The 26449-nt window shown below is 73.5% G+C and carries 21 protein-coding genes; 12 read left to right on the top strand and 9 right to left on the bottom strand.

Features of this window, described 5'->3' with window-relative positions:
- Positions 1 to 138 precede the first annotated feature (138 nt).
- From I5071_RS40205 to I5071_RS40160, 10 genes are all read left to right on the top strand, one after another.
- Positions 139 to 1530, top strand: coding sequence for a sensor domain-containing diguanylate cyclase (locus I5071_RS40205; RefSeq protein WP_236518688.1), 1392 nt, complete (start codon positions 139 to 141; stop codon positions 1528 to 1530).
- Between the two features lie 123 nt (positions 1531 to 1653).
- Complete coding sequence (locus tag I5071_RS40200; RefSeq protein ID WP_236518687.1) at positions 1654 to 2958, top strand: phthiocerol/phthiodiolone dimycocerosyl transferase family protein; 1305 nt, start codon at positions 1654 to 1656, stop codon at positions 2956 to 2958.
- A gap of 38 nt (positions 2959 to 2996) precedes the next feature.
- Positions 2997 to 4538 (top strand): hybrid sensor histidine kinase/response regulator, encoded by a 1542-nt coding sequence (locus I5071_RS40195; protein WP_236518686.1) that lies wholly within the window; start codon positions 2997 to 2999, stop codon positions 4536 to 4538.
- A gap of 57 nt (positions 4539 to 4595) precedes the next feature.
- Complete coding sequence (locus I5071_RS40190; protein ID WP_236518685.1) at positions 4596 to 5789, top strand: efflux RND transporter periplasmic adaptor subunit; 1194 nt, start codon at positions 4596 to 4598, stop codon at positions 5787 to 5789.
- Positions 5786 to 6487, top strand: a complete 702-nt coding sequence (locus tag I5071_RS40185) for an ABC transporter ATP-binding protein (RefSeq protein ID WP_236518684.1) — start codon at positions 5786 to 5788, stop codon at positions 6485 to 6487. The genes I5071_RS40190 and I5071_RS40185 overlap by 4 nt, the downstream gene beginning before the upstream one ends.
- Complete coding sequence (locus tag I5071_RS40180; RefSeq protein WP_236518683.1) at positions 6484 to 7686, top strand: ABC transporter permease; 1203 nt, start codon at positions 6484 to 6486, stop codon at positions 7684 to 7686. Before I5071_RS40185 ends, I5071_RS40180 begins: the two co-directional genes overlap by 4 nt.
- On the top strand, positions 7679 to 9151 hold the full coding sequence (locus I5071_RS40175; protein ID WP_236518682.1) for a TolC family protein: 1473 nt from the start codon (positions 7679 to 7681) through the stop codon (positions 9149 to 9151). Before I5071_RS40180 ends, I5071_RS40175 begins: the two co-directional genes overlap by 8 nt.
- Positions 9152 to 9243: 92 nt before the next feature.
- Positions 9244 to 10488: an RCC1 domain-containing protein gene (locus tag I5071_RS40170; protein ID WP_236518681.1), complete on the top strand. Its 1245-nt coding sequence runs from the start codon at positions 9244 to 9246 to the stop codon at positions 10486 to 10488.
- Positions 10489 to 10520: 32 nt separating this feature from the next.
- Positions 10521 to 10952 carry a hypothetical protein gene (locus I5071_RS40165; protein WP_236518680.1) on the top strand — a complete coding sequence of 144 codons (432 nt, stop codon included), beginning with the start codon at positions 10521 to 10523 and terminating at the stop codon, positions 10950 to 10952.
- A gap of 32 nt (positions 10953 to 10984) precedes the next feature.
- Positions 10985 to 11629, top strand: a complete 645-nt coding sequence (locus tag I5071_RS40160) for a hypothetical protein (protein WP_236518679.1) — start codon at positions 10985 to 10987, stop codon at positions 11627 to 11629.
- Positions 11630 to 12016: 387 nt separating this feature from the next.
- Here the strand turns inward: I5071_RS40160 and I5071_RS40155 are convergent, their stop codons facing one another.
- Positions 12017 to 12430 (bottom strand): hypothetical protein, encoded by a 414-nt coding sequence (locus tag I5071_RS40155; RefSeq protein ID WP_236518678.1) that lies wholly within the window; start codon positions 12428 to 12430, stop codon positions 12017 to 12019.
- Between the two features lie 580 nt (positions 12431 to 13010).
- Here I5071_RS40155 and I5071_RS40150 point away from each other — a divergent pair.
- Both I5071_RS40150 and I5071_RS40145 read left to right on the top strand, forming a co-directional pair.
- A complete protein-coding gene (locus I5071_RS40150; RefSeq protein WP_236518677.1) occupies positions 13011 to 14888 on the top strand; it encodes a protein O-mannosyl-transferase family in 1878 nt (625 codons plus the stop codon).
- A gap of 99 nt (positions 14889 to 14987) precedes the next feature.
- Positions 14988 to 16940, top strand: a complete 1953-nt coding sequence (locus I5071_RS40145) for a M66 family metalloprotease (protein WP_236518676.1) — start codon at positions 14988 to 14990, stop codon at positions 16938 to 16940.
- A 43-nt stretch (positions 16941 to 16983) separates the two neighbouring features.
- Here the strand turns inward: I5071_RS40145 and I5071_RS40140 are convergent, their stop codons facing one another.
- The 8 genes from I5071_RS40140 to I5071_RS40105 all read right to left on the bottom strand — a co-directional run bounded on the left by I5071_RS40140 (position 16984) and on the right by I5071_RS40105 (position 26423).
- The gene (locus tag I5071_RS40140) at positions 16984 to 17763 is read right to left on the bottom strand and encodes a hypothetical protein (RefSeq protein ID WP_236518675.1); all 780 of its coding nucleotides are present in this window, start codon (positions 17761 to 17763) and stop codon (positions 16984 to 16986) included.
- 78 nt (positions 17764 to 17841) lie between these two features.
- Positions 17842 to 19107 carry an ABC transporter substrate-binding protein gene (locus I5071_RS40135; RefSeq protein ID WP_236518674.1) on the bottom strand — a complete coding sequence of 422 codons (1266 nt, stop codon included), beginning with the start codon at positions 19105 to 19107 and terminating at the stop codon, positions 17842 to 17844.
- 13 nt (positions 19108 to 19120) lie between these two features.
- Positions 19121 to 20350: a hypothetical protein gene (locus I5071_RS40130; protein ID WP_236518673.1), complete on the bottom strand. Its 1230-nt coding sequence runs from the start codon at positions 20348 to 20350 to the stop codon at positions 19121 to 19123.
- Positions 20351 to 20469: 119 nt separating this feature from the next.
- Positions 20470 to 22125, bottom strand: a complete 1656-nt coding sequence (locus I5071_RS40125) for a serine/threonine-protein kinase (protein WP_236518672.1) — start codon at positions 22123 to 22125, stop codon at positions 20470 to 20472.
- On the bottom strand, positions 22122 to 23396 hold the full coding sequence (locus I5071_RS40120) for a hypothetical protein (RefSeq protein ID WP_236518671.1): 1275 nt from the start codon (positions 23394 to 23396) through the stop codon (positions 22122 to 22124). The genes I5071_RS40125 and I5071_RS40120 overlap by 4 nt, the downstream gene beginning before the upstream one ends.
- On the bottom strand, positions 23396 to 24295 hold the full coding sequence (locus tag I5071_RS40115) for a hypothetical protein (RefSeq protein WP_236518670.1): 900 nt from the start codon (positions 24293 to 24295) through the stop codon (positions 23396 to 23398). The genes I5071_RS40120 and I5071_RS40115 overlap by 1 nt, the downstream gene beginning before the upstream one ends.
- A gap of 161 nt (positions 24296 to 24456) precedes the next feature.
- Positions 24457 to 25878 (bottom strand): serine/threonine-protein kinase, encoded by a 1422-nt coding sequence (locus tag I5071_RS40110; protein WP_236518669.1) that lies wholly within the window; start codon positions 25876 to 25878, stop codon positions 24457 to 24459.
- Positions 25879 to 25931: 53 nt separating this feature from the next.
- Positions 25932 to 26423, bottom strand: a complete 492-nt coding sequence (locus I5071_RS40105) for a hypothetical protein (protein WP_236518668.1) — start codon at positions 26421 to 26423, stop codon at positions 25932 to 25934.
- Positions 26424 to 26449 lie beyond the last annotated feature (26 nt).

Below are 26449 nucleotides of genomic sequence, written 5' to 3'. Positions count from 1 at the left end.
CCCGTATGAATCGCGAGCGGCTGCACGTCCCGGGTGGCGTGCGAGCTGACGAGCGGGAAGAAATGGAGCGCGCGACGCGGACGTTGCGCGCGAACCCCGGTGCGCGGCTCCGGGTCGAGGTGCGTGGTGCTGGTTCGGATGGACGAGCGCGGGGCCGGGGGGCCCGGCGACCGACAGGGACACGCGACGCGCGAGGGGCTCGCCCGCTCGCTCGCCCGCACCGTTCCGCTCGCCGCCGCGCTGGGCGCCGCGATCGCTTCGGCGATCGCCGCCCTCGTCGTGCACGCGCTCTCGCTCGCGGTGCCACTGGCCCCCGTGGTCGTCACGTGGGCGGGCATCGGCGCCGCGATCGCCAGCGCGCTCGCGGTGCGGCGCGCGACCCAGCGCTTCGACGCGGTCGCGCGCTTCCTCGAGATGCGCATCGCCGCGACGAGCTCGCAGGCGCGGCGCGAGCAGGACGCGACGCGGCGCGAGCGCAAGCTCGCCGCCGATCTCGCGCGCAAGACCGAGGAGCTCGAGGCGCGACTGCGCGAGCGCGCGTTGCTCTTCGAGGTGCTGCGCGAGAGCGCGAGCAGCCACGATCTCGACTCGGTGCTGCGCGCGCTGGTCGATCGTCTCGGGCCTGCGCTGCGCTTCCGCGAGGTCGCGGTGCTGATCCAGGAGGGCGAGCGCCTCGCGATCCGCGCGGCGTGGGGCTTCACCGATCCCACGACCGTGCTCGGCCGCACCATCCGCGTGGGCGAGGGGCTCTCGGGCGAGGCCGCGGCGACGGGCGAGTCGGTGGTCGTGCCCGACGTCGCGTCGGCGCCCGAGTACCTCGCGTTCTGGGGCGAGGTCCCGCGCACCGGCTCGTTCATGTCGGTGCCGATCCAGGTGAAGGGCGCGATGATCGGCGTGCTCGCGCTGACGCGCCCGCCGACCGATCCGCTGACCGAGGAGGAGACGCGCTACGTCGAGGCGCTCGCCGATCAGGTCGCGCTCGCGATCCACAACGCGCAGCTCTTCGAGGAGCTCGAGGCGCGCTCGACCCACGACGCGCTCACCGGGATCGCGAACCGCCGTCTCTTCGAGGAGCGCCTCGCGAACGCGCTCGCCGACTCGCGCCGCTTCGGCCACGCGGTGTCGCTGCTCGCGATCGACGTCGATCACTTCAAGAAGCTCAACGATCGCTGCGGACATCCCGCGGGCGACGCGGTGCTCGTCGAAGTCGCGCGCGTGCTCTCGGGCGGAGTGCGCGAGGTCGACACCGTCGCGCGGGTGGGCGGCGAGGAGTTCCTCGTGGTGCTCGCGGGCGCCGACGAGCACGAGGCGGCGAAGGTCGGCGACAAGCTGCGCGCCGCGGTCGCGGGCATCGAGCTGCCGGGCACGAAGGAGCAGCCGCTCGGTCGCCTCTCGATCAGCGTCGGCGTGGCGAAGGCGCGCGACGGCGAGAGCGCGGAGGCGCTGGTCGCGCGCGCCGACTCGGCGCTCTACGACGCGAAGCGCAAGGGCCGCAATCGTGTGTCGACGTGGCCGCCGCCCTCGGCCTGAAACGTCGTCGTCGCCTCGCCCGTAGACGCTGACGTGAACGGCGACGATGCGAGCTCGCGTGGCCCCCGACGAACATCACCCTGGTCGCAGCACGAGCACGGCGGACGTGGGACGCTCCGCGACGTGACGAGCACACGTGCGACGAACCTGACCGAGCGCATGACCGACGCGCTCGATCGCTGTTTCACGATGGACTTCAGCGCGCTCGCGCGCGTGCGGGGCGAGCTCGACGAGCGCGCGATCCCCGACGCGCTGCGCGCGCTCTCCGAGCGTCATCCGCTGCTCTCGGCGCGCGTCATCCGACGCGGCGGGCTCGCGACGCACCTCGTGCTCGGCGAGGCCCCGCCGATCGCGCTCTCGTTCCGCGACGCGCCCGACGCCTGGGCCTCGTTCTCGTACCGCCATCGCACCTGGGACGACGCCGGCCCGCGCGGCGTGCTCGAGGTCGTTCGTCACGGCCCGAACGAGCGCACGTTCGTCCTCACGCTGCACCACCTCGTCAGCGACGGGCGCTCGGGCGTGATGGTGCTGCGCGATCTGCTGCGCCTGCTCGGAGCGCCGGGGCGCGTGCTGCCCCGGGTCGAGTCCCCCGGACAGGCCGCGTACTACCCCGAGCCGGTGCGCGGATGGCGCCGCATCCGGCCCACCCTCGCCGCGCTCTCCGAGATGCAGCGTCCGCCCCAGCCGGTGCGCCTGCGCCCCGACGCGCTCGCCACGCCCGAGGAGAGCGAGGTCGGCGTCCTCCCGATCGTGATCGACCCCGAGCGCACCGAGGCGCTCACGCGCGCCGCCCGCCGCGCGGGCGCCACGCTGCACGGCCTGGTGTCGGGCGCGCTCGCGATGGCGGTCGCGAAGGAGATGGATCGCGGCGAGGTCGTGCTCGACGTCATGCACCCCGTCGATCTGCGACGGCGAGTGCCCGAGATGCCGCGCGACGTCGTCGGCTACTACGTCTCGTCGGTCTCGACCCGCCTTCGCACCGATCCCTCGGGCGACCCCCTCGCGCTCGCGCGCGACGCCACCGACGGTGTGCGCCGCGCGATCGACGCCGGTCAGCACTGGACCAGCGCGCCGGGCGCGGGCGCGGTCATCATCGCCGCGACCGCGCTGATGGGCCGCGCGCTCACCTCGTCGCTCCTGCCCAAGCACGTCTTCACCGGTGCGCTCGCGGTGACGAACCTCGGCGTGCTCGAGCAGTTCGAGGTCGAGCACGCGTACGGAGCGCTCGAGGTGCGCGCCTTCGGGTTCGCCGCCGCGCCCTCGATCCTCGGGCCGCTGCTCGCCGCGGTCAGCACGTTCCGGGGCACGCTCACCATCGCGATCGGCCATACGATCCCGCTGATCTCGCGCGCTCGCGCCGAGCGGATCGCCGCCCGCACCGAGGAGATCCTCGCCGCCGCCGCCGCGCCGCTCTCCCTGACCGGGTGATCTCGGCAGGCGCGGTGCGCATATCCTGCGCGGAGCGAATGTCGCGCGCGCGAGAAGAGCTCGAGGCCATCGTCCGCTTCGCGGACGCGCTGCCGGTCGCGGTCTGGGTGGGCCGCGCGCCGGGCGGCGAGGTCGTCTACGTCAACCGGGAGTTCGAGCACATCCTCGGCATCGCTCCACCGGAGGGCGCGACGCGCGGCAACTACGTCGGTCCCTACGGCGTGCACCTCCCGAGCGGCGAGCGGTACCCCGAGGACCAGATGCCGTTCGAGCGCGTGATGCGCAGCAAGCGCACCGAGGTGCTCGACGATCTCGTCATCCACCGCCACGACGGCACGAAGTGCTACCTGCGCGTGCTCGCGCGCCCGCTCTTCGACGACGACGGCGGGATCGCCTACGTGGTCGAGGCGTTCACCGACATCACGCGCGAGGTCGAGACCGAGCGCGCGCGCGCGGAGAGCGAGCAGCGGCTCCAGGCGGTGCGACGGCTCGAGTCGGTCGGGAGCCTCGCGGGCGGCATCGCGCACGACTTCAACAACCTGCTCGCGATCGTGAAGCTCGTCGCGACGCAGCTCCGCAAGAACGAGCGCGACCCGGCGCGCCTCGCGCTGGTGCAGCACCTCGACGACGTCGCCGCGAGCGCCGCGAAGCTCACCCGCTCGCTGCTCGGCTTCGCGCGCCGCGGGCAGCACGTCGCGCGCCCGATGTCGCTCCACGAGGTGGTCGCGCCGATCGTCGAGCTCGCGCAGCGCACCTTCGAGCGGCGCATCGTCGTGCGCGCCGAGCTCGACGCGGCCCCCGACGTCGTGCTGGGGGATCCCATCCAGCTCGAGCAGGTCGCGATGAACCTCGTGATGAACGCGCGCGATGCGCTGCCCGGGCCGGGGCACGTCGTGGTGCGCACCCGCCGCGAGCGCATCGCCGAGGGCCACGCGGTGCTCGCGCCCGGCGATCACCTCGTGCTCGAGGTGCAGGACGACGGCGCGGGCATCGATCCCGCGGTGCGCGATCGTGTGTTCGAGCCCTACGTCACGACCAAGCTGGTCGGCGCGACCAAGGGCACCGGGCTCGGGCTCTCGACCGTGTACGGCGTCGCGCGCGCCCACGGCGGCGCGGCGGAGATCGCCGACACCGGGCCCGCGGGCACGACGATGCGCGTGTGGCTGCCCGCGTGCGACGCGGCGATCGAGCGCAGCGCGCCGGCCACCGCGCGCACGGTGCGCGGCAGCGGGACGATCCTGGTCGTCGACGACGAGCCGCTCGTGCTGAGCATGACCGCGAACACCCTGGAATCGCTGGGCTACGACGTGATCGTCGCGGGCAGCGGGCGCGACGCGATCGAGGCGTTCCGCAGGGCGCGGGGGCGGGTGTCGGCGGTGGTGCTCGACCTCGTGATGCCCGGCATGGACGGGCGCGAGACCGCGCTCGCGCTGCGCGCGATCGACCCCGAGGTCCGCATCGTCATGACCACCGGGCTCGTGGGGGACGAGGCGCAGCCGATCCTCGACGTCCGCGAGGTGCTCTCCAAGCCCTTCGACGAGGCCGAGCTCTCGCAGGCGGTCGCGCGCGCGCTCGCGTAAAGAACTGCGAAGCCCGGATGCAATTCGCCCGCGCGGCAGGTACACACCTCGCCCATCATGGCGGACGCGCACGCGCTGAAGCGTCTCGGCATCCCGACGCGGTCGCGAGGCCGCACGGTGATCGTGGCCCTCGCGGTCGTGGTCGCGATCGCGGCGCTCGCGCTCGCGGTGCTGGCGTGGCGCCGGCGGACGCCGCCCCCCTCGCCCTACGAGTCCGCCCGCGTCGAGCGCGGTGATCTCACCGCGACGGTGACCGCGACCGGCACCCTCGCGGCGACCAACACCGTCACGATCGGCGCCGAGGTCTCGGGCCGCGTCGCGCGCGTGCTGGTCGAGCCGAACGATCGGGTGAACGTCGGCGACGTGCTGGTCGAGCTCGACCCGATCCAGCTCCAGGCCCAGGTGCGCGAGGCGCGCGCGAACGTCTCGGCGGTGCAGGCCTCGCTGCGGGTGGCGCGCGCGACCTCCGAGGAAGCGGCGCGCACCGCGACCCGCGCCGCCGCGATGCACGGCCGCGGGCTCGTGCCCGACAGCGAGCTCGAGCAGGCGAACGCCGCGCGCGAGCGCGCCGAGGCCCAGCTCGCGAGCGCGAACGCGCAGCTCGAGGTCGCGCGCGCGACCCTGGCGCGCCAGGACGCGAACCTCGAGCGCGCGGTGATCCGCTCGCCGATCTCCGGCGTGGTGCTCACGCGATCGGTCGAGCCAGGACAGGCGATCGCCGCGCAGTTCCAGACGCCCGAGCTCTTCGAGGTCGCCGAGGACCTCGCGCGCATGCGCCTCACCGTCGACATCGACGAGGCGGACGTGGGGCGCGTGCAGGAAGGTCAGCGCGCGACGTTCACCGTCGACGCCTACCCCGACCGCACCTTCGACGCGACGATCCACCGCGTCGATCTCGCGCCGACGACCGAGGGCGGCGTGGTCGCGTACCGCGCGATGCTCGACGTCGACAACGCCCAGGCGCTGCTGCGCCCCGGCATGACCGCGACCGCGACGATCGTGACCCAGCGCTTCGACGGCGTGCTGCTGGTGCCCGATCCCGCGCTCCGCTTCGCGCCGCCTCCGCCGCGCAGCGGGCCCGATCCCACCGCGAGCCTTCCCGAGGGCGCGCGCATCTGGACGCTCGAGAACGGCACGCCGCGCCCCCACGTGGTGCGCGTCGTCGCGAGCAACGGCGTGCGCACCGTGGTCGAGGGCGAGGGCATCACCGAGGGCACCGAGGTGCTCACCGGGATGGTGGAGCCGCGGTGACCACCGCGCTCCTCGAGCTGCGTGCGGTCGAGCGCGTGTACGGCCACGGCGACGCCGAGGTGCGCGCGCTCGACGGAGTCGACCTGCTGATCGGGCGCGGCGAGTTCGTCGCGGTGATGGGCTCGAGCGGCTCGGGCAAGAGCACGTGCATGAACATCCTCGGCTGTCTCGATCAGCCGACGGGCGGCGAGTACCTCTTCGACGGCGTGTCGGTGGGCGGGCTCGATCGCGATCAGCGCGCGATGTTGCGGAGGCTCCACCTCGGCTTCGTGTTCCAGGGGTTCAACCTGCTGGCGCGCACCAGCGCGCTCGAGAACGTCGAGCTCCCGCTGCTCTATCGCGGGGTGCGCAGCGACGAGCGTCGCGCCCGCGCCCTCGCCTCGCTCGACCGCGTGGGCCTCGCCGATCGCGCCCGCCACATGCCGAGCGAGCTCTCGGGCGGACAGCAGCAGCGCGTCGCGATCGCGCGCGCGCTGGTCACCGATCCCGCGGTGATCCTCGCCGACGAGCCCACCGGCAACCTCGACTCCCAGCGCAGCGTCGAGATCATGAAGCTGCTCCAGTCGCTGCACCGCGAGCAGTCGATCACCATCGTGATGGTCACCCACGAGCCCGACATGGCCGCGTACTGCGAGCGGCTCGTGACGTTCCGCGACGGGCGCATCCTCTCCGACGAGAAGAACGAGGTCCCGTCGTGATCGGCGCGACGATCCTCCTCGCGCTGCGCTCGCTGCGCCGCAACCCGCTGCGCTCGTTCCTCACGACGATCGGCATCGTGATCGGCGTCGCGTCGGTGATCGCGATGGTCACGCTGGGGCGCGGCGCGACCGCGAAGGTGACCAACGAGATCGCCTCGCTCGGCAACAACCTGCTCATCGTCGTGCCCGGCGCGGCGAACCAGCGCGGCCCCTCGAGCGCGTCGCGCCCCTTCACCCTCGCCGACGCCCGCGCGATCGACGAGCAGATCCCCGACGCGCTCGCGGTCGCGCCCAACGCCGGCGCCGCGGCGCGCATCGTCTACGGCGCGCGCAACTGGAGCACCTCGGTCACCGGCGCGACCAACGACTGGTTCGTGGTGCGCGACTGGGACGTCGCGATCGGCCGGCGCTTCCACGAGGGCGAGGTGCGCTCGGGCACCGCGGTCTGCGTGCTCGGCGAGACGGTGCGGCGCGAGCTCTTCGGCACCGGCGATCCGGTGGGCGCGCGCATCCGCGTCGCGAGCGTCGCGTGCGAGGTGATCGGCGTGCTCGAGTCGCGCGGTCAGTCGACGTTCGGCCAGGACCAGGACGACTTCATCGTGATGCCGCTCTTCGCGGTGCAGCGGCGGATGCTCGGCAGCGACGACATCGCGGTGATCGCGGTCTCGGCGAACGACGGCGCGACCTCGCGCGTGCAGTCGGAGATCACCGCGCTGCTGCGCCAGCGCCGCCACATCCAGCACGGCGAGGAGGACGACTTCTCGGTCCGCGACCTCCGCGAGATCAGCAACATGCTGGGCGTCGTCACCGGCGTGCTCACCGCGCTCCTCGGCGCGATCGCGGGCGTGTCGCTGCTCGTCGGCGGCATCGGGATCATGAACATCATGCTGGTCTCGGTGACCGAGCGGACGCGCGAGATCGGCATCCGGCTCGCGATCGGCGCGCGCTCGCGCGAGATCCTCTCGCAGTTCCTGGTCGAGGCGGTCGTGCTCTCGATCGTCGGCGGCGTCGCGGGCATCGCGCTGGGGCTCGGCGCGAGCGCGCTCGCGGCGCGCGGGCTCGGGCTGCCCTTCGTGTTCGGGCCCGACGTGGTGCTCGGCTCGTTCGTCTTCTCGGCGCTCGTCGGCGTGTTCTTCGGGTGGTACCCGGCGCGCCGCGCAGCGCGGCTCGATCCCATCGAGGCGCTCCGACATGAATAGGTGGATCGCGATCGTCGCGGTGCTGATGGTCACCGCGCCGGTGCACGCGCAGACGAGCGACGTGCTGAGCCCCGACGGCGTGGTCTCGCTCGCCGCGGAGCAGAGCCCCACGCTGCGCGCCGCGCTGCTCGAGCGACGGCGCGCATCGCAGCTCGTCCTCTCGGAGGAGGCTCGCTACACGTTCGTGCTCGGCATGGACGCGTCGCTCGACATCGGCGACACGCCCTCGCTCACCTCGATGGGCGTCGCGCAGAGCTATCACGAGCAGGTCGTGCTCGGCGCGCAGCTCTCGCGCGCGTTCGAGTGGGGCATGTCGATGCAGCTGCGGGTCGCGGGGGCGCGCCAGTTCCGCCGCGCGATCCTCCTCGCGACGATCCCCACGCCGATCGCGATCGGGCCCGGGTACTCGTTCGACGTGACGCTCGGCGTGACCCAGTCGCTGCTGCGCAACGGCTGGGAGCGCAACGGCCTCGCGACGCTGCGCCAGGCGCGGGTGGAGCTCGACGCGGCGACCGCCTCGCGCAACCGCGCGGCGAGCGAGCTGGTGCGCGACGCGCTCTCGGCCTACTGGGAGCTGTGGTACGCGCGCCAGGCGCTCGAGGTCGACGTCGAGGCGCGCCGGGTCGCGGAGCGGCAGCACGCCGATGCGAACGCGCGGCGCGAGCTCGGCAGCGTCGCGGGCGCCGACGTGCTCTCGTTCGCGCGGCAGCTCGCGGCGATGGAGGAGACGGTCGCGGCCGCGGAGGGCGAGCTGCGGGCGCGCCAGCTCGAGCTCGGGCGGGTGATCGGTGGCGATCGATCGAGCGCGCTCGATCCGCACGACGACGCGCCGGCGCTGCCAGCGCCCCGTGATGCCGACGTGATCGCGATCGCGATCGAGCGCTCGCCCGAGCTCTTCGAGCTCGAGATGCAGGTGCGCAGCGCGGAGGAAGCGGAGCGCACGGCGGGCGCACAGCTCGAGCCGCGCCTCGATCTGAGCGGCGAGCTCGGGCTGCACGGCATGGGCTACGACGACGCGGGCGAGCCCTTCGCGCAGGTCGGTCGGTTCGCGGCGGTGACCGGGATGATCTCGCTCGAGTTCGAGATGCCGCTCGACGACGCGCAGCGTCGCGCCCAGCTCGAGCGGGCGAGCCTGGCGATCGAGGTCGCGGAGCGGAGGCTGGAAGCGGCGCGCGATCGGGTGCGCGCCGAGGCGGCGACGCTGCTCGATCGCGCGAGCGTCGCGCGCCGTCGGTTGGCGCTGGCCGACGAGACGGTGCGCATCGCCGAGGAGCTGGCGCGCGCCGAGCAGGAGCGCTTCGAGCTCGGGGCGAGCACGCCGACGGTGGTGCTCGAGGCGCAGTCGGAGCTGCGGAATGCGCAGCGGCGCCGGCTGCGGGCGATGATCGATCTCGTGAGCGCGGATCTCCAGATCGCGCACGCGACTGGAGAGCTGCTCGACGACGTGGCGATCTCGGACGAGTAGGTCTCGGCGAGAGGCGCGAATATCCGGACGGGCGCGCGAGTCCATCGCCGCCGGTCACTCTTCCGCGGGCACGCGAGAACGGAATCTCTCTCATGGCACACACGACACTTCCTGCTCGGCGTTGGGCCGCGCTGCTCGCCCTCGCGCTCGTCGCGGGGTGCGGATCGGACGACGACGCGCCCGGCGACGCCGGACCCGGCCTCGACGCGAGCGCCCCGCCGGACTCCGGCGCGACCGACGCCTCCGCTCCCCCCGACGACGACGCCGGCGCGACCTCGGGGTACGCGTCGCTCGGGCTCGGCTACCGCCACTCCTGCGCGATCACCACCGACGGCACCGCGCAGTGCTGGGGCTCGAACGCGATCGGACAAGCGGGCCTCCCCGAGACCGGCTCCACCGTGTCGACGCCCGCCGACGTGCAGGAGCTCGGCGCCGTCGTCGCGATCGCGGGCGGCGAGGATCACTCGTGCGCGGTGCTGGAGGACGGCTCGGTCGCCTGCTGGGGCGAGAACTCGGACGGACAGCTCGGACGCGGCACCACGAGCGTCGGCTCCAGCGTCCCCGCCACCATCGCGAGCCTGACCGGCGTCACCGCCATCGCCCTCGGCGCGTCGCACTCCTGCGCGCTCGCCGCCGGCGCCGTGCACTGCTGGGGCGCCAACGAATTCGGCCAGCTCGGCGACGGCACCACCACCGAGCGCGCCGCGCCGGGCGCCGTCCCCGGGATCTCGGGCGCCATCGCGATCGGCGCCGGCGACTACCACTCGTGCGCCGTGCTCGCCGGCGGCGCCGTGCGCTGCTGGGGCCTCAACACCGACGGCCAGCTCGGCGACGGCACCACCACCAACCGCCCCGAGCCGGTCGAGGCCACCGACGTGACCGGCGTCGTCGAGCTCGACGGCGGCCAGGGGTTCACCTGCGCGCGCACCGCGACGAGCGTGACGTGCTGGGGCGCCGGCGACGCGGGCCAGCTCGGCGACGGCAGCAGCGGCGATCGCCCCACCGCCGCGCCGGTGCCCGGCATCACCGGCGCGCTGGGGATCGCGGCGGGCTCCCGACACGCCTGCGCCCGCCTCGCCGACGGCACCGCGCGCTGCTGGGGCTACGGCGCGCGTGGCCAGCTCGGCGACGGATCCGACCTCAGCGGCCTGCCGGTCATCCGCCGCACGCCGGTGAGCGTCATGGAGCTCGATGACGTCAGCGTCATCGCCGCGGGCGGCAGCCACACCTGCGCGCTCGCGGGCGGTCGCGCCTACTGCTGGGGCGACGACGCCGCGGGCCAGCTCGGCGACGAAGCCTCGGGCGCCCAGGCGACCCCGGTCCAGGTCGAGCCCTGACGGCGAGGGCGCGGCGTGCGATGGTCGGCGCCATGCGACCAGCGACGCTGCTCCTCGCCTTGCTCCCCCTGACCGGCTGCGCCGAGCCCCCCGAGCCCTCCGACGTGTGGCTCGGCGCCTACGACGTGACGTTCACCGAGCGGGTCACGCCCTGCGACGGCGAAGGCGAGGAGTCCGACGAGGTGACCACCGAGACCACGCTGCAGATCGACCGGGACGCGATGGGCGTGTTCATCGACGGGGCGTGCCGGATCGACCTGTACGTGCGGACCGAGACCTACGCGAGCACGGCCCGCACCCACTGCCTCGTGACCGACCCCGAGGGCCGCTCGGCCCAGTTCGAGCTGACGACCGGGACCCTCGTCCTCGACGACGACTTCATCTCGGGCGACTGGCGCTACCGAGCCCAGGTCGAGAACACCTGCGTGAACGGGCACGCCACCTTCGAGGGCTTCCGCCGGTAGCCGCGCTATTCTCGCGCCCGAGGGGGGCAGGAATGCCGCGCAAGATCAAAGCCGACGAGTCGCTCGACACGCTCGAAGAGGAGGTCCTCTTCACCCACGCCGCGCTCGAGGCCGACGAGGACGCGGCCGACCTGGTGACCGACACGGAGGGCTGGCTCGCCCTGGTCGACGCCCAGCGCGCCCGCGAGCGCGCGGCGCGGATCGCCGAGGCCGGCGCCAGCGCGCATCGCACCGTCGCGAACGCGCGCCTCGACGATGCCTGCCGCGACTTCGGCAACCGTCTCGCGCTCGAGGCCGAGCCGACCTCGGCGCGCTGGACCCGCTTCTTCAACCGCCAGGTGAGCCGCTGGGTCGTGCAGCGCCTCGTCACCCAGATCGCCGGCGTGCGCGGCTGGCTCACCATCACCGGCGATGCGCTGCTCGAGACCCATCGCCCGGCGCTCACGCGATGGAGCGACGCGGCGCAGGCGGCGCTGGATCGCACCGCCGCGAGCGCGCAGGTGCGCGGCGCGGCGCGGGTGGGCCGCGAAGAGCTCGCACTCGACCTCACCCGAGAGCGCGACGGCCTGCACGCCGCGCTGGTGACCCGCGCCGCGGAGCGGGGCCTCCCGCGCGACTGGCCGGCGCGGTTCTTCCGCACCGAGCGAGCCCGAGGGGGCGGCGACGACGAGGCCTGAGCCGGGCTCGATACCGGGGCCGGGCGCGCCGCGGAGGTCTCGTTCGCGCTCCCGACGACGATGGGAAGGGCCGCGGAGCGCGATTGCGCCCGCCCAGGCCCTCCCCGGGCACCCGAGGTGCGCGTTTGCGCCGTACCAACGCCCTCCCCGGACGTCCGAGGTGGGCGTTGGCAGCGTACGAACGTCCTCCCCGGACGCCCGAGGTGGGCATCTGCGCCGTACCAACGTGCTCCCCGGCCACCCGAGGTGCGCCTTCGCGCCGTACCAGCGCGCCCCGCGACGACCCAGCCGCGCGATTGCGCCGTACCAGCGCCCCCCGCGCACCTCCCGTGCGGGCTGCGCGGGCCGGAGCGACTCACCCTCGACACAGGAGCCGGGGTATCGCGCCTATCGCCGCGGCATTCCGAGGATGCGTCGGCGCTCTGCGTTCCAGAAGAGCCACTCGCCGGGGTCCTTCAGGCGCACGCTGTCGCCCTTCCGCCGCAGGATGACGTGCTCGTCGAGCCACAGCTCGGCCTCGTCACCCCCGAGATCCTCGAGCACGGCGGCGACGCACGCGACCATCTGCTCCGTCGCCTCCATCACTCGCTCTTTGTCGATCACGCGGAGATGGAGCGTCGAGTCCCGACCGCCTCCCGCCTCGGAGCCCGCGATCCACAGGAGCGGTGAAGCGAGCACGAAGACCTGCCGCGGTCCGACGGGCTCGAGCGCCCGCACGTCGTCGCCCAGCGCGCCGAGCAAGCGCTCCCTCAGGGTGCTGTCGACGTCGAAATCACCCCGCAGGAAGTACTCGATTGCCATGCTCGTCTCCTCGGTTCGTCTACGCGCATGGGTAACACCCCGCGCTCCCGCGCGTGCCGTCGCCTCGATCACCCCCGTCGCCGTCCCGCGCTCCGCGCGTGACGTCGCCTCCATCACCCCCGTCGCCGTCCCGCGCTTCCGCGCGTGACCGCTCCTCGTTCACCCCCGTCGCCGTCCCGCGCTCCGCGCGTGCCGTCGCCTCCTTTCTCACCCGGGCGAGTGCGAAGCAGAGCCCGACCGATCCGGGCGAGTGCGAAGCAGAGCCCGAACCGCGAGCGTCGGGGCCGCGGCGAAGCGCGGACCCGTCGCGAGCCACCCCAGCGCAACCCAGTGCGACGGCAGAACCGCGGTACCGGGCGCGTGGTGGTGGGTCCGACGCCCTCGTGCGACGGGGGCTCGCAGACTCCGACCACAGCGTGATCGAAGCATCGCGGCGGCGCGGCAGCGCGCGCGCCGCGATGCGACCACCGCCGCCCGAAGCTCGCGCCCCTCATGACAGCAGCCCGCGAGCACCCCGGGCGTCGGACCCACCACCACGCGCCTCTCACCGAAGCGCCAGCTATCATCGCCCCGCCCGAAGATGGCCCTCATCCCGAAGCACCCCCGCGACCCCAGCGTCTCGCTGATCGCGTATGCGCTCGCGGTGGGGGTCCCGTTCGCCGCGTACCTCGCGACCGCCTCGCCCCACGCCTATTGGCTCGACTCCGGCGAGCTCGCGGCCGCCGCGGTCGCCCTCGACATCGCGCACCCGCCCGGGCATCCGCTCGCCGCGCTCGTCGGGCACCTCTTCACGTTCCTGCCGCTCGGCCCGCTCGCGCTGCGCATCGCGCTCGCCCAGGCGCTCTGCGGCGCCGTCGCCGCGGGGTTCCTGTTCCGCGCGATCGACACGACCGTGCGCGCGATGGAGGTCCGCCACGATCGTCTCTCGATCCCGATCGCGCTCGGCGCGACCTGGAGCGTCGCCTGCTCGTACGCGTGGTGGTTCCAGTCGGTGCGCCCCGAGGTCTACGCGCTCCAGGCGCTGCTCCTCGCGATCGCGATCGAGCGCATCGTCGCGCTCGAGGCCTCGTGGCCGACCCACGACGTCCGACCGCTCTCGGTCGCCGCGCTCGCGCTCGGTCTCGCGCTCGCGAACCACCACTTCATGGCGGTGATGACGCTGCCCGCGATCGCGCCGACGCTCGCCCGGGTCTACCGCGCGCGCGGCCCGCGCTCGCTGGTGGTCGCGGCGGGCGCGCTCGCCGCCGGGCTCGCCGCGTACGTCTACCTGCCGGTGCGCTCGAGCACCGATCCTCCGGTCGATCTCGGTCACCCCACCGACCTCTCGCGCTTCTTCTGGGTCGTCTCGGCGCGCGCCTACCAGCACACGAACGTGCTCGAGGACGCGGGCCCGATCGATCGCGCCATCGACGTGATGATCGCGATCGTCGAGACCGTGCACCCGCTGCTGCTCGTGCTCGCGCTCGCCGGGCTGTGGGCGCTGCTGCGGGCGCCGGGCGCGCGGCGGCTCGGCTGGGTGTGGGCCGCGATCGTGCTGTTCGCGTGCCTCGGTCGCACCTGGCTGGGGCACACCGCGGGCAACCCCGATGCGCTCGGCTATCTGCTCCCGGCGTTCATGGGCATCGCCGCGCTCGCCGCGGCGTTCGTCGGCGCGCTGATGGCGCAGCTCGGCGGTGGGAGCGCGCGTGCGCCGCGCACGATGCTCACCGTGCTCGCGCTGGTGACCGCCGCGCTCGGCCTCGCGCAGCTCGATCAGAGCCGCGCCCACGCCTCGCTCGCGACGTTCCACGCGACCGACGACTTCGACGATCGCCGCATCCGCGCGCTGCCGCCGCGCGCGGTGGTGATCGCGCACCTGCCCCAGACCGTGTTCCGCCACTGGGAGCTCGCGCAGACCGAGCACGCGCGCCCCGACGTGACGCTCGTGCCGATCCCGTTCCTCGGTTACCCCGGGGTCGTCGATCACCTGGTGGAGCGCGACCCCTCGCTGCGCGAGCTGCTGAGCGGCTATCTCGTCGACGGCGAGCTGCGCCAGCCCAACCTGCAGTCGCTCGCGGCGTCGCGCCCGCTGCTGATCGAGATGGACGTGCGGGTGCCGCGCGCGCTCTACGAGACCATCGTGCCGGGGCCCGGCTTCTACGAGGTGGTCGACGGAGGCGCGACCGACGCCGACGTGCGCGGCGGAGCCGCGCGCCGGGCCGCATCGCTGGAGTCGCTCGCCCGCGCGCTGGGCCCGCGGCAGGACGACCCCGAGACCCGCAACCAGCTCCTCTGGGCCCACTACGTCGACGCGCTCTACTACGCGCAGGTCGGCGTGCTCGAGCGGGCGCGGGAGTCGGTGTCGCGCGCGTTGGCGATCCAGCCCGAGGCGCTCGAGCTGCGCGCCCTCTCGCAGCGGCTCGCGGAGGCCGACGGAGAGACCCCGATCGACGTGTCCGATTTCACCGTGGGCCCCTAGCCGGAGCCGTTCACGTCGACGTCCGACATGTGCGCACCCGACGCACCAAAATCGACCTCGCCGTGATCGCTCTCCGACGCGCAGACGCACAGGGCCGAGGTGCAGCACCTCCGCCCCACCCACCTCGCGATCGCGCTCCTCATCGCGCTCACCGGCTGTGTCGGCGAGCTCTCCGAAGCACCGGGTCGGCGGACGTCTCCACCACCGCCGGTCGACGGCGGCACACCGATCCCCGGCGTCGACGCGTGGGTCCCGCCCGGGGTCGACGGGGGTCCGCTCCCCGTGCCCGTCGATGCCTGGGTCCCGCCCGGCGTCGACGCGGGCACCGTCGTCGAGATGCCGGACGCGTTCGTGCCCGCGCCGCTCTATCCGAGCGCGACGATCGGCACCCGCTGCAGCGAGGGCGCGGAGCGCGAATTCCTCGTGCTCTCGAGCGACCCCCCGGACTGCATGGCGCACGCGCGCTCGTTCACCACGCCGGACCCGACGCGCTTCGTGCCCATCCAGGCCGGCGCGGGCTCGTCCTTCACGACGACCGCCACGATGTGCACCGCCGAGGGCGCGTGCGCGCCGACGTCGATCGCGGTGACGCTCACCCGCACCGCGAGCGGCGCGACCGGCGAGTGGTCGGCGACGGTGGGCGGCATCGCGCGCACCGGGCGCATCGACGCGATGCGCTGCGACTACGACGCGCTGCTCCCGCCCGCCGGAGAAGCGCCGGTCGGCGACGTCGCGCTGCGCGAGGTCGCGATCTACCAGGGCGTGAAGATCACGATCGCGCGTGATGGCTCGGCGGTCGCGCCGAGCGCGCCGATCGTCGCGGGGCGCGACGCGCTGGTGCGGCTCTTCGTCGAGCCGCGCGCGGGCTTCGTCGCGCGCGAGGTGGTGGCGCGGGTCGCGCTCGGCGATGGCGCGCCGATCGAGGTGCGCGGGCGGATCCAGGGCTCGTCGACCGACGCCGATCTCGCCTCGACGCTGAACCTGCGGATCCCCGGCGATCGCATCACGCCCGACGTGCCGATCTCGGTCGGCATCTACGACGTCGCGACGACCTGCGGCGGCGGAGGCGGCGCGACCGGTGGCGCGCGCTTCCCGAGCTCGGGCACCGCGACGCTCGCGGCGCGCGACAACGGGGGCACGTTCCGCGTGGTGCTGGTGCCGGTGCGTTACGGCGCCGACGGCTCGAACCGACTGCCCGACACCAGCGCCGCGAACGTCGCGGCCTATCGCGACTTCATGCGCAGCGTCTTCCCGGTGGAAGACGTCGAGATCACGGTGCGCTCGAGCCCGCTCGTGTGGAACAACGGAATCGGCGCCGACGGCAGCGGATGGTCGCAGCTGCTCAACGAGTGCATGAATCTGCGGCAGTCCGATCGTCCGCCCGCCGACACCTACTACTACTGTCTGTTCAATCCGGCCTCGACGTTCTCGCAGTTCTGCGGGCGCGGCTGCGTGGCGGGGCTCGGCCCGGTCCCCTCGGTGCGCGACACGTTCTCGCGCGCGAGCATCGGCCTCGGATATCGCGGCACCGAGGACACGTTCGTGCACGAGGTCGGGCACTCGCTCGGTCGTCCTCACGCACCGTGCGGCGGCGCGTCGGGCGCGGAGGCGTCCTATCCGTACTCCGGTGGTCGAATCGGCAGCTGGGGATACGACCTGCTCTCGAATCAGCTGCTCAATCCGTCGCAGCACACCGACGTGATGGGCTATTGCGACGACCAGTGGATCAGCGACTACAACTATCGTCTGATCTTCGATCGCATCCGCGGAGTGCGCGGGAGCGCGTCGCTCTCGGGCGCGCCGACGCGATACGCGACGGTGGTGGTCGACGTCGACGGATCGCTCTCGTGGGGCAGCGAGGTCGAGCTGGTCGTCCCGCCCGACGGCGACGCGCTCGACGCGACGTGGACCAGCGCGAGCGGCGAGATCGCGGTGGACGCGACCCTGCTCCCGGTGAGCCACGTCGACGGCGGCATCCTGTACGTCCCGGTGCCGGACACGAGCGTCACCGCGATCACGATCCCGGGCTACGGCACGCTCGCAGTGCGGTGACGCGAACGAGGGGGCCGCGCTCGCTGCGGCCCCCTCGCGTCGATCAGAACGTGGTCGGGAGCACGACCACGCACGCGCCGTCGACGACCTCCACGCACGGCTCGCCGACCGTCAGGACGTAGAGGTCGGTGCGATCGAGGACGCGACCCGCGGCGTCGACGAGCGACACGCTCACCTCGTAGTCGCCGAGCGCGAGATCCGAGATCTCGCCGATGCCGGCCTCGCAGTCGAAGAACGCCGTCAGCGAAGCGCCGCCGCCGAAGGGCGTGGCGACGATCTCGATGCCGTCTTCACCCGGATGGCTGGCGCAGGTCCGCGGCGAGGGGAACGTCCAGCGCACTCGCAGCGTGCCGCTCTCGGGCGGAGCCGGCACGACGTCGATGCCGATGTCGAGCTGCCCGGGCCCGGTCTCGACGACCTCGCGGGCGAGCTGGAAGCGGAAGCGCACCTGCGTGACGGCGTCCGCGGTGAGCAGGGCTTCCGCGGGATTGGCGGAGATCAGCGTGGCCTCGACGTCGGTGGCGACGCCGTCCACCACGCGCTCGAGACGCCAGCCGCTCGCGAGCGCGACGGTGTACGCGCCCGCCGGGAGCGAGAGCGAGATGACCGAGGCGTCGGGATCGGTCTCGGTGGACACCGTCACGCTCTCCGGGCCGGCGACCGTGAGCTCGGCGTCGCGGAGCCGATAGGTCACGCCGCCCGGGCCGGCGGCGCTGAGCTCGAGCGTGAGCGCCGACGGGCTCTCGACGGCCGAGCAACCGGTCGGCGCCGCGCAGAGCACGACGAGTGAAGCGAAGAGACGAGCGATCGACACACGATCCATGGGGACCTCCTCCGGACGCGGGTGCGTGCGCCGGAGCGGGCCCCATCGAGACGACGGGCTCGTCGTTGCGTCGCTCGCCTAGAGCGTCGCGGGATAGAGCGTCTCGTCCCGCTCGAACGCGCCTTCGGCGTTCACCCGCCAGACCTCGAACACCCCCTCGACCTCGCCCAGCTCGTCGACGTCGACCGGCCCGCTCGCGCCCTCGTAGTTGATCACGCGTCCGTCGCGCAGCAGCCGGATGCCCTCGGCGAGCGATCCCGCGCGCACCACCACGCCGCTGGGATCCGAGAGCGTGCGCAGCGCATCGCGCATCGCGACCGGCTCGTCGATGCCCGCCGCCGCGATCGACAGCAGGATGAGCGCGGCCGCGTCGTAGAAGCTCGCGTCGAACGTCGCGGGCTCGCGTCCGAACGTCGCGGCGTACGCGGCGCGGAACGCGTTGTTCGCGGGCGTCTCGGGATCGGTGAGCGGCGCGGTCCCGAGGAACCCGGTGAGCACGCCCGAGCCCGCCTCCTCGACGAACGCGGGCTGGCGCAGCGCGTCCGCGCCGAACCAGCGCACGTTCGGGCGCGTCGCGATCGAATTCCACGCGCGCATCAGGCGACCGCCCGAGCCCGGATAGGCGATGAGGGCGGCGCAGGCGGGCGCCGCGGCCGCGACCGCCATCGCGTCGCTCGTGTAGTCCGCGCGGTTGTCGGTGATCGCGAGCGAGGGCATCAGCGCGCCCGCGCCCGCGAGCTGCGTGAAGCGCGCGCGCACCCCGGCCTCGAACGGCATGCCGTAGTCGTTGTCGACGTGGACGATCATCACGCTGGTGCACTCGCGCGCGTGCATCACCTCGGCGAGCACCGGTGCCTGCGACGCGTCGGAGGGCGCGGTGCGGAAGAACCAGCGCTCGTCCTCTTCGAGCGAGCGCTGCAGATCGGTCAGCAGCGTCGACGTGGAGCTCCCGCTCGCGTGCAGGATGCCCGCGGGCTGCGTGACCTCCATCGCGATGCGCAGCGTGCTCGTGCTGCCCGAGTCGCCGATCAGCGCGACGACGTCGGGGCTCGCCGCGAGGATGCCGCGCGAGGCGCTCACCGCGACCTCGGGCATGCTCTCGCCGTCGGCGCTGACGAGCTCGACGCGCCGCGCGGGCAGCACGCCGCCCGCCGCGTTCACCTCGCGCACCGCGAGCCGCACCGCGTCGAGCCGGTGTTGGCCCGACGCGCCGAGATCGCCGGAGAGCGAGAGGACCAGGCCGATGCGCACCGGGTCGGTGTCGTCGTCGTCGAGCGTGCGCGAGGGGCCGCAACCGACCACGAGCGAGGCGAGCACCAAGAGAAAGCAGATCGAGCGTCGCACGTCGGCGAAGCTATCACCGTGCCGGACGGCGTGCTGCGGTGATGGCCAGAGCGCAGAGCGCCGCCATCAGCGGCACGACGGGCGCGTGGTAGCGATCCCCACCCAGGAACACGAAGTGGAGCGCCGCGAGCCCCAGCAGCGGCGCGAAGAGCGCGACCTTCACGCGTCCGTCGCCCGATCGTCGCGCGAGGATCACACCGCCCGCGATCACGCCCGCGAGGAACACCAGCCACCACGCGCGCTCGATCCCGAGCGCCCACAGCGCGTGCGCCTCGCCGCTCACGCCCGCGCGCTGCGTCGCCTCGCCCCACGCCTGCGCCGGGCTCGACTCGTGCCCGAACGTCGACGTGATCTTGAGCACGCCGCGCGCGAGCCACGCGAGCGGGTCCTCCGTGATGCGCGCCGTCGCGAGGTCGGCGAGGCACCGATCGCGCGCGACCTCACCGAGCCCGCCGCAGTCTCCGTCGTCGTCGGGCTCGAGCGTCGCGTAGCCGCCCTCGCCGCGCGTGCCGACGAGCAGGTTCGCGCCGCCGTTCGTCGAGGTGAGCGCGGCTCCGTCGAGCGCCGATGCGTTGCGCAGCGCCCACGGCGCGAGCACGAGCGCGACGACGATCGCCGCGACGGCACCGTGCATGACGAGCGCACGCGCGCGACCGACGACGTCGCGCGAGGACACCAGCGCGACGCCGATCGTCATGAGCGCGAGCATCGGAATCGACGTCGGTCGCACGTACGCGCCGACGCCCAGGATCAGCGCGGCGAGCGCGGTCGCGCGGAGCGCGTGGCGGCGTCGCGCGTAGACGATCACGAGGCTCGCCGCGCACACGAAGAGCGCGAAGAAGGGCTCGCTCAGCCACGACGCGGAGAGCAGGATCCCGCCCGGCCACAGCGCGACGAGCCACGCGGCGCGGCGTCCGGTGCGCGCGCCACCGGCACGTCGCCCGAGCAGTCCCGCGCCGATCACGATCAGCGCGCCGGCACACGACTGCGCGACGAGATCGAGCGCGGGCGCGGCGCGCACCCAGCGCAGCGGCGCGATCATCGCGGAGAAGCCGACCGGATAGAACGCGGTCGCCTCGTCGGCGTCGGACGCGTCGGGATCGATCGAGCCGCGGGTGTAGCCCTCACCGCGCGCGATCGCATCGGCGGCGCGCTCGTAGATCACGCCGTCCCAGACGGGCCTCACCGGGAACGCGACCGCGAGCGCGAGCCGCAGCGCGAGCGCGACGAGGAACGGCGCCACGAGCGCGCTGCTCGTCCAAGACGAGAACCGACGCGCCGGGGAGACCGCGGGCGCGGCTCGGAGAGCTTCGCTACGCACCCGCGCTACTTAGCCGCCCAGGGACGCGCACCCAAGCGGGATCAGCCTCGGAGGCGGGCGATGCGCTCGCGGATCGCGTCGGCATCGCCCGCGCTGGGCGCGATGCGGAGGTAGCGCTCGTAGGCCTGGATCGCCTCCGGCGTGAGGCCCATGCGCTCGCTCGCCAGGCCGAGCCCGCGCCACGCGGCACCATCCCGCGGCGCCGCGCCGGTGGCCTCGCGATAGAGATCTCGCGCGCGCGGGACCTCACCGCGCAGCAGCGCGCGTTGTGCCTCGCGCACGAGCTCGGCGGCGCGCGCGGCCCCGTCCTCGCGAGGCGGCGCCTCGGGCGGAGGGGCAACACGAACCGGCGGCGCGGTCTCGACCGGCGCGATGCGCTCGGGCGCGCTCGTGGTCGCGGCGACCGCCTCGGGCGCGCTCGTCGTGGCCGTGGTCGTGGTGCGACGCGTGGTCGGGCGCGCGGCGGGCACGCTCGGCGCGGGTGCCTCGATCACCGGCTCGCTCGGCTCCGCGGGCGGCGCGGCGACCGGAGTCGGCGCGACCACCGCGACCTCGGGCCCCGGCACCAGCGGCGCGACCGGCGGAACGACGACGACGGTGGTGCTCGCGGCGGCCGTCTCCGCGCCTCCACCGGCGACGCTCCACACGCCGAAGCCGAGGCCGATCAGCACGACGAGCAGCGCCGCGACGACCCACGCACCACGGCGTCGCTGCGGCGGGGGGACGACCTCGGTGGACTCACCGCGCACGCGCGGCTCGGACGCCGGCACCGCGCGCTCCTGCACCGCAGCGGGCGCCGCTTCGACGGCGGCCGTCAGCTCGCGCACGAACTCGCCCGCGCTCGTGTGTCGCGCGGCGGGACGTCGATCGAGCGAGCGCGCGATCACGCGCTCGATCTCTTCCGAGAAGCGCAGGCCCGACGCCTTGAGCATCGAGGGCGCGGGCTGGCTCACCTTGTCGACGAGCACCTGCACCGGCTGTCCGTGGAACGGCAGCGCGCCGCACAAGAGCTCGTACGCCATCGCCGCGAGCGAGTACACGTCGCCGCGCGCATCGACGAGCGCGCCGCGCGCCGCCTCGGGCGCCATGTACTCCGCGGTCCCGACGACGGTGCCGTGCTCGGTGAGACGCTCGCCCTTGCTCGTCGCGAGCGCGGCGAGCCCGAAGTCGCCGAGCTTCACCGTACCGTCGGCCGCATAGAACACGTTCGACGGCTTGAGGTCGCGGTGCACCACGTCCTGCGCGTGCATCGCGTCGAGCGCCTGACCGATCTGCGCGAGCAGCTTCACGAGCTCGCGCGGATCGAGGCGCCGCTTCTCGATGAGCACCATGTCGAGGTCGCGCCCGGTGAGGCGCTCCATCACGAGGTAGGGCTCGCCGCTGTCGAGGCGACCGAAGTCGAAGATCGTGACGACGTTCGGGTGCGAGATACGGCTCGCCGTGCGCGCCTCGCGCTCGAAGCGCTTCATCGCCTCCGCGCTGCGCGCGTAGACGCCGGGGAGCACCTTGATCGCGACGTCGCGCTCGAGCTCGAGGTGCACGCCCGCGTAGACCACGCCCATGCCGCCGCGGCCGAGCACGCTCGTGATGCGATAACGCCCCGCGACGGTGCGCCCGATCAGCGCGATCGCGGGATCGTTCTCGCCGAGATCCTCCTCGTCGTCCTCCTCGTGCTCTTCCGCGGCGGCGTCTCTCACAGGCACGCTCCGTCGTTGCACGCGGTGAGCAGGCATCCGCGCCCGCACTCACCGCAGTTGCGCCGATTCGTCATCAGGTTGACGCACTCGCTGCCGCACCAGGTGAACCCCGTCGGACAGCAGTGCCCCGCGCTGCACTCCGGCGTCGCGACCGGGCACGAGTTGCCGCAATCACCGCAGTTCGCGGGATCGGTCTGGAGGCTCGCGCAGCCGCCGGCGCCGCAGCACACCTGGCCCGGCGCGCACGTCGTGCCGCACGCGCCGCAATTCGCGGTGTTCTCGTCGACGCAGCGATTGCCGCAGCAGAGCTGGTCGTCGCCGCACACCACGCCGCACGCGCCGCAGCTCGTCGGCGCGTTCTCGGGCACGCAGTCGCCGCCGCAACAGAGCTCGCCGTCGCCGCACACCACGCCGCACGCGCCGCACGCGTTGCGATCGGTCTGCGTGTCGACGCAGCTCCCGCTGCAGCACGCACGACCGCTCGCCGCGCAGTCCTCGGTGCACGAGCCACAGATCGACGACTCGGGATCCGCGCACTCACCGCGACAGCACTGATCGCCCGTCGCGCACTCGTTCCCGCACGCGCCGCAGTGATCAGGGTCGGACTCGCGCGCGACGCACTCGCCGTTGCAGCAGGCCGTGCCCGCGTCACAGATGCGCCCGCAGACACCGCAGTTCGCGGAGTCCGAGAGCACGTCGATGCAGCCCGCATCGCCGCAGCAGCGCCGCCCGGCGGCGACGTCGCACGCCGTGTTGCAGCCGCCGCAGTAGTCGTCGTTGCCGCCGCGGAGGTTCACGCAGACGCGCTCGCCCGGTGCGCCGCCGCGTGCCGGACAGCAGTTGAACCCTTCCGCGCACTCCGCGCCGCACCCGCCGCAGTGCCGCACGCTGTCGTACGGCGCGAACCCGTCGTCGACGGTGCCGTCGCAGTCGTCGTCCTCACCGTTGCAGAGCTCGTCCATCGACTCGAGGAGCGCGCGGCACACGCGCGTCGCGTCCTCGCACTCGACGTACACGCCGGGCTCGCAGATCCCCTGCGCGCCCGACACGGTGCACGGCTCCTGGGTCACGGTCTCGCAGACCACCGGCGGCGGTCCGGAGTCCACCTCGGCATCGACACCCGCATCGAGCCCCGCTTGGGCCTCGACGCAGAACCCGCGGTAGCACTCCTCGTCCGCCGCGCAGTCGCTCTCCGACGCGCACTCGGGCTGGCCGCGATCGACGCTGCATCCCACCGCGAGCACGGCCATCACGATCCACAGCGCGCGCATCAGAGACCTCCTCCGAGCGCGAACCGACCCGCCATCACCACGCCTCCACCTTCCGGTCCCGCGTACGGCGCGAGCACGAACACCGAGCTCCCGTCCTCGCGGCCCGCCGCGAGCAACCACGCGAGCCCGCCCGCGAGCAGCACGCCGCCGCTCACGAAGAGCACGTTCGCCGCGGTCGCCTCGGTCTCCGCGCGCGACAGGCGATCGTGCGCCTCGTCCGCTTCTTCCTGCGAGCTGGGATCGGCGCCACGGAACGCGCTCGCATCGTCCGACGACATCGCGCCCGCGATGCCTCCGCCGACCAGCGCGAGCGCGCCCACGCTCATCACGACGATCGGCCACGGCGAGATCCCCGCCGGCTCGCGCGCCGGCGCGATCGGCGTGGTCTCGACCTCGCCCTCCGGCGTGCCCACGAGCGTGCCCTCTCCCTCGGCGCGCGGCGGCAGACCGAAGAGCTCGCGCAGCATCGGCTCGACCTCCTGGAGCAGCGCGGCGTCGCTCTCCACGCGACGCACCACGCGCTGCTGCGCGCCGTCACGTACGTCGAAGCGCAGAAACGTCGCGACGATCTCGTCACCCGCGCGATCGAGCGAGGGCACCACCAGCACCTGCACGTCGAGCTCGCGCGCCACCTGCTCGAGGCACGGAACGCTCTCGCCCATGCACCCGAACGCCAGCTGCACCTGCTCGAGATCGAGCACCACCGCGCCGCTCACCTCGACGACGTGCAGCGCGTCGATGCGCTCGCGCAGCATGCGATCCATCGCGCGCGCCGTGCCCTCCTCGATCCCACCCGAGCGCCCCGTCTGGAGCAGCGACGCACGCGGCAGCTCCTGCGCGTGCGCAGGTCGAGCGAGCGAGAGCAACGCGATCACGAGCGAAAAGACGACCCATTTCATCCAGGCAAGCCTCGTCGGTACGTGCACCATCCGAGCGAGGGTCGCGGTCGGATCGCGCGAGTCCCTCGTGTTCCGACGAGCGGCTCCCGACGCCCGACGTTCACGCTCGAAAGTATCACATCGAACGGATGCGAAAGACGTGGGTGGATGTCGTCGACCGATCACGGCGCGCGCGAGAGATGGACCCGCAGCGAGACGGCGTGATCGGGCACGACCTCGGCCTCGCTCGTCACGTACCCGTCGCGCGAGAGCGTCACCGAGATGGCCACCGTCTCGCGCGACGCGTCGAACCTGAGCGGCGTCGCTCCGCGCACGAATCCGCCGATCCGCACCTGCGCGCCGCTCGGCACGCTCTCGATCGTGATCGGCACGCGCGGGGGCCCGCTCGAGACCGTCGGGATCGGCACGAGGGGCGCGGAATTCGCGAGCATCGCGGCCATCGTGATCACCAGCCCGCCCGTGAGGATCCACGGCACGCGCTGCAGCGCACGGGTCGGCCGCAAGGGCGCGCGCGTCGTCTCGGGATCGCTCTTCGGTGGTGTCGATGGCGGCGGATCGTCCCCGCCGCGCACGGTCCACGGAACCTCGGGCAGCGTCGCGGTCTCGCGCACCATCGCCTGCCGATCGCCGGCCTCGGCGGCGTAGGTGCGCGCGAGCTCGGCGATGCGGTCGCGCACGTCCTGCGAGGGATCGAGCGAGCGCAGCTCGGCGCGCAGCACCGCGCGGATCGCGGCCGCGGTCTCGAAGCGCTCGTCGGGATCGCGCGCGAGGGCCCGCATGCACACGTCCTCGAGCGCGCGCGGGATGCGCGCGTCGGGGGCGATCTCGGAGGGTCGCGGCACCTCCTCGTCGACGACCGCGCGAACGATCTCGGCCTCGGTCGATCGCGCGAAGAGACGCTGTCCGGTCAGCATCTCGTGCAGCACCACGCCGAGCGCGAACACGTCGACGCGGCGATCGGGCGGCGCGCCCTCGAACTGCTCGGGCGCCATGTACGCGAACTTGCCCTTCGCGACGCCGGTGTTGGTGCGCGAGGAGCGATCGGCGAAGTGTGCGATGCCGAAGTCGAGCAGCTTCACCTCGCCGTGGAGCGTGAGGAACACGTTGTGCGGCGTGACGTCGCGATGGACGAGCTCGAGCGCGCGACCGCTGGCGTCGGTGAGCTCGTGCGCGGCGTGGAGACCGGCCGCGACCTCGGCGACGACGTGGGCGGCGATCGCGGGGTCGACGCGACGCCCGTGGGCCCGCAGCTCGCGCTCGATCGCCGAGAGCGCCGCGCCGCGGAGGTACTCCATCACGAGGAAGTAGGCGCTCTCGTCGTGGCCGATCTCCTCGACCGCGACGACGTTCGGATGGCTCAGCCGCGCGAGGACGCGGCCCTCGTCGAGCATCGCGAGCGAGAGCCCGTGGTCGTGCGCGAGGTGCGGCAGCATGCGCTTCACCACGACGCGTCGGTCGAAGCCCTCGATCCCCGTCCGCCGCGCGAGGAAGACCTCGGCCATCCCACCGCACCCGAGACGGGCGATCACCCGCAGATCGCCGATGCGTGTCGGCAGCTGAGGCACGACCGGCAGCACACGCATGGAACGCGCACATAGGTTCCGCGCCGCGGCCGCAAGACCGCGCGCGGGAACGATCAGAGGTGCTTGCGGATGATCGAGAGCGTGCGGCTGCGCGTGGTCTCGAGGCCGAGCGGCATCTCGATCTTCTCGGCGACGAGCTTCGCGAGGCACCAGTCGAGCGCGTCGTCGACCGACGTCGTGACGTGGTGCGGGTTCGCGGGCTTCCAGACCCAGAGGATCGCGGTGAGCGCGCCGCGCGCGATCGCATCCTTCACGAGCGTCGCCGAGCCGACGCAGAGCTCGCGCGACTTGTCGCGCACGCGCGGCGAGCTCGCCCAGTCGGCGATGCGCTTGCGCTGCCGCGCGTCGGGGCCCTCGGCGTCCTTGGGCGTGACGCTGACGACCGCGTAGCGCTGACCGCGCTGGAAGTAGCGCTCGAAGAGCTCGGCCATGCGATCGACGGTGCGGTCGTCGTAGCGCATCGGCGCGACGCTCACGAGGACTGGAAACACGTCGTCGATCAGGCGGTTGTCGACGGCGGCACGCGAGGCGACGATCGGCTCCATTCCGGTCGTCTGGTCGTACACCATCC

The organism is Sandaracinus amylolyticus, assembly GCF_021631985.1.
Taxonomy (GTDB): Bacteria; Myxococcota_A; Polyangia; order Polyangiales; family Sandaracinaceae; genus Sandaracinus; species Sandaracinus amylolyticus_A.
Note: the sequence above shows the minus strand (reverse complement) of the source record. Positions and strands in the feature narration are given on the sequence as shown.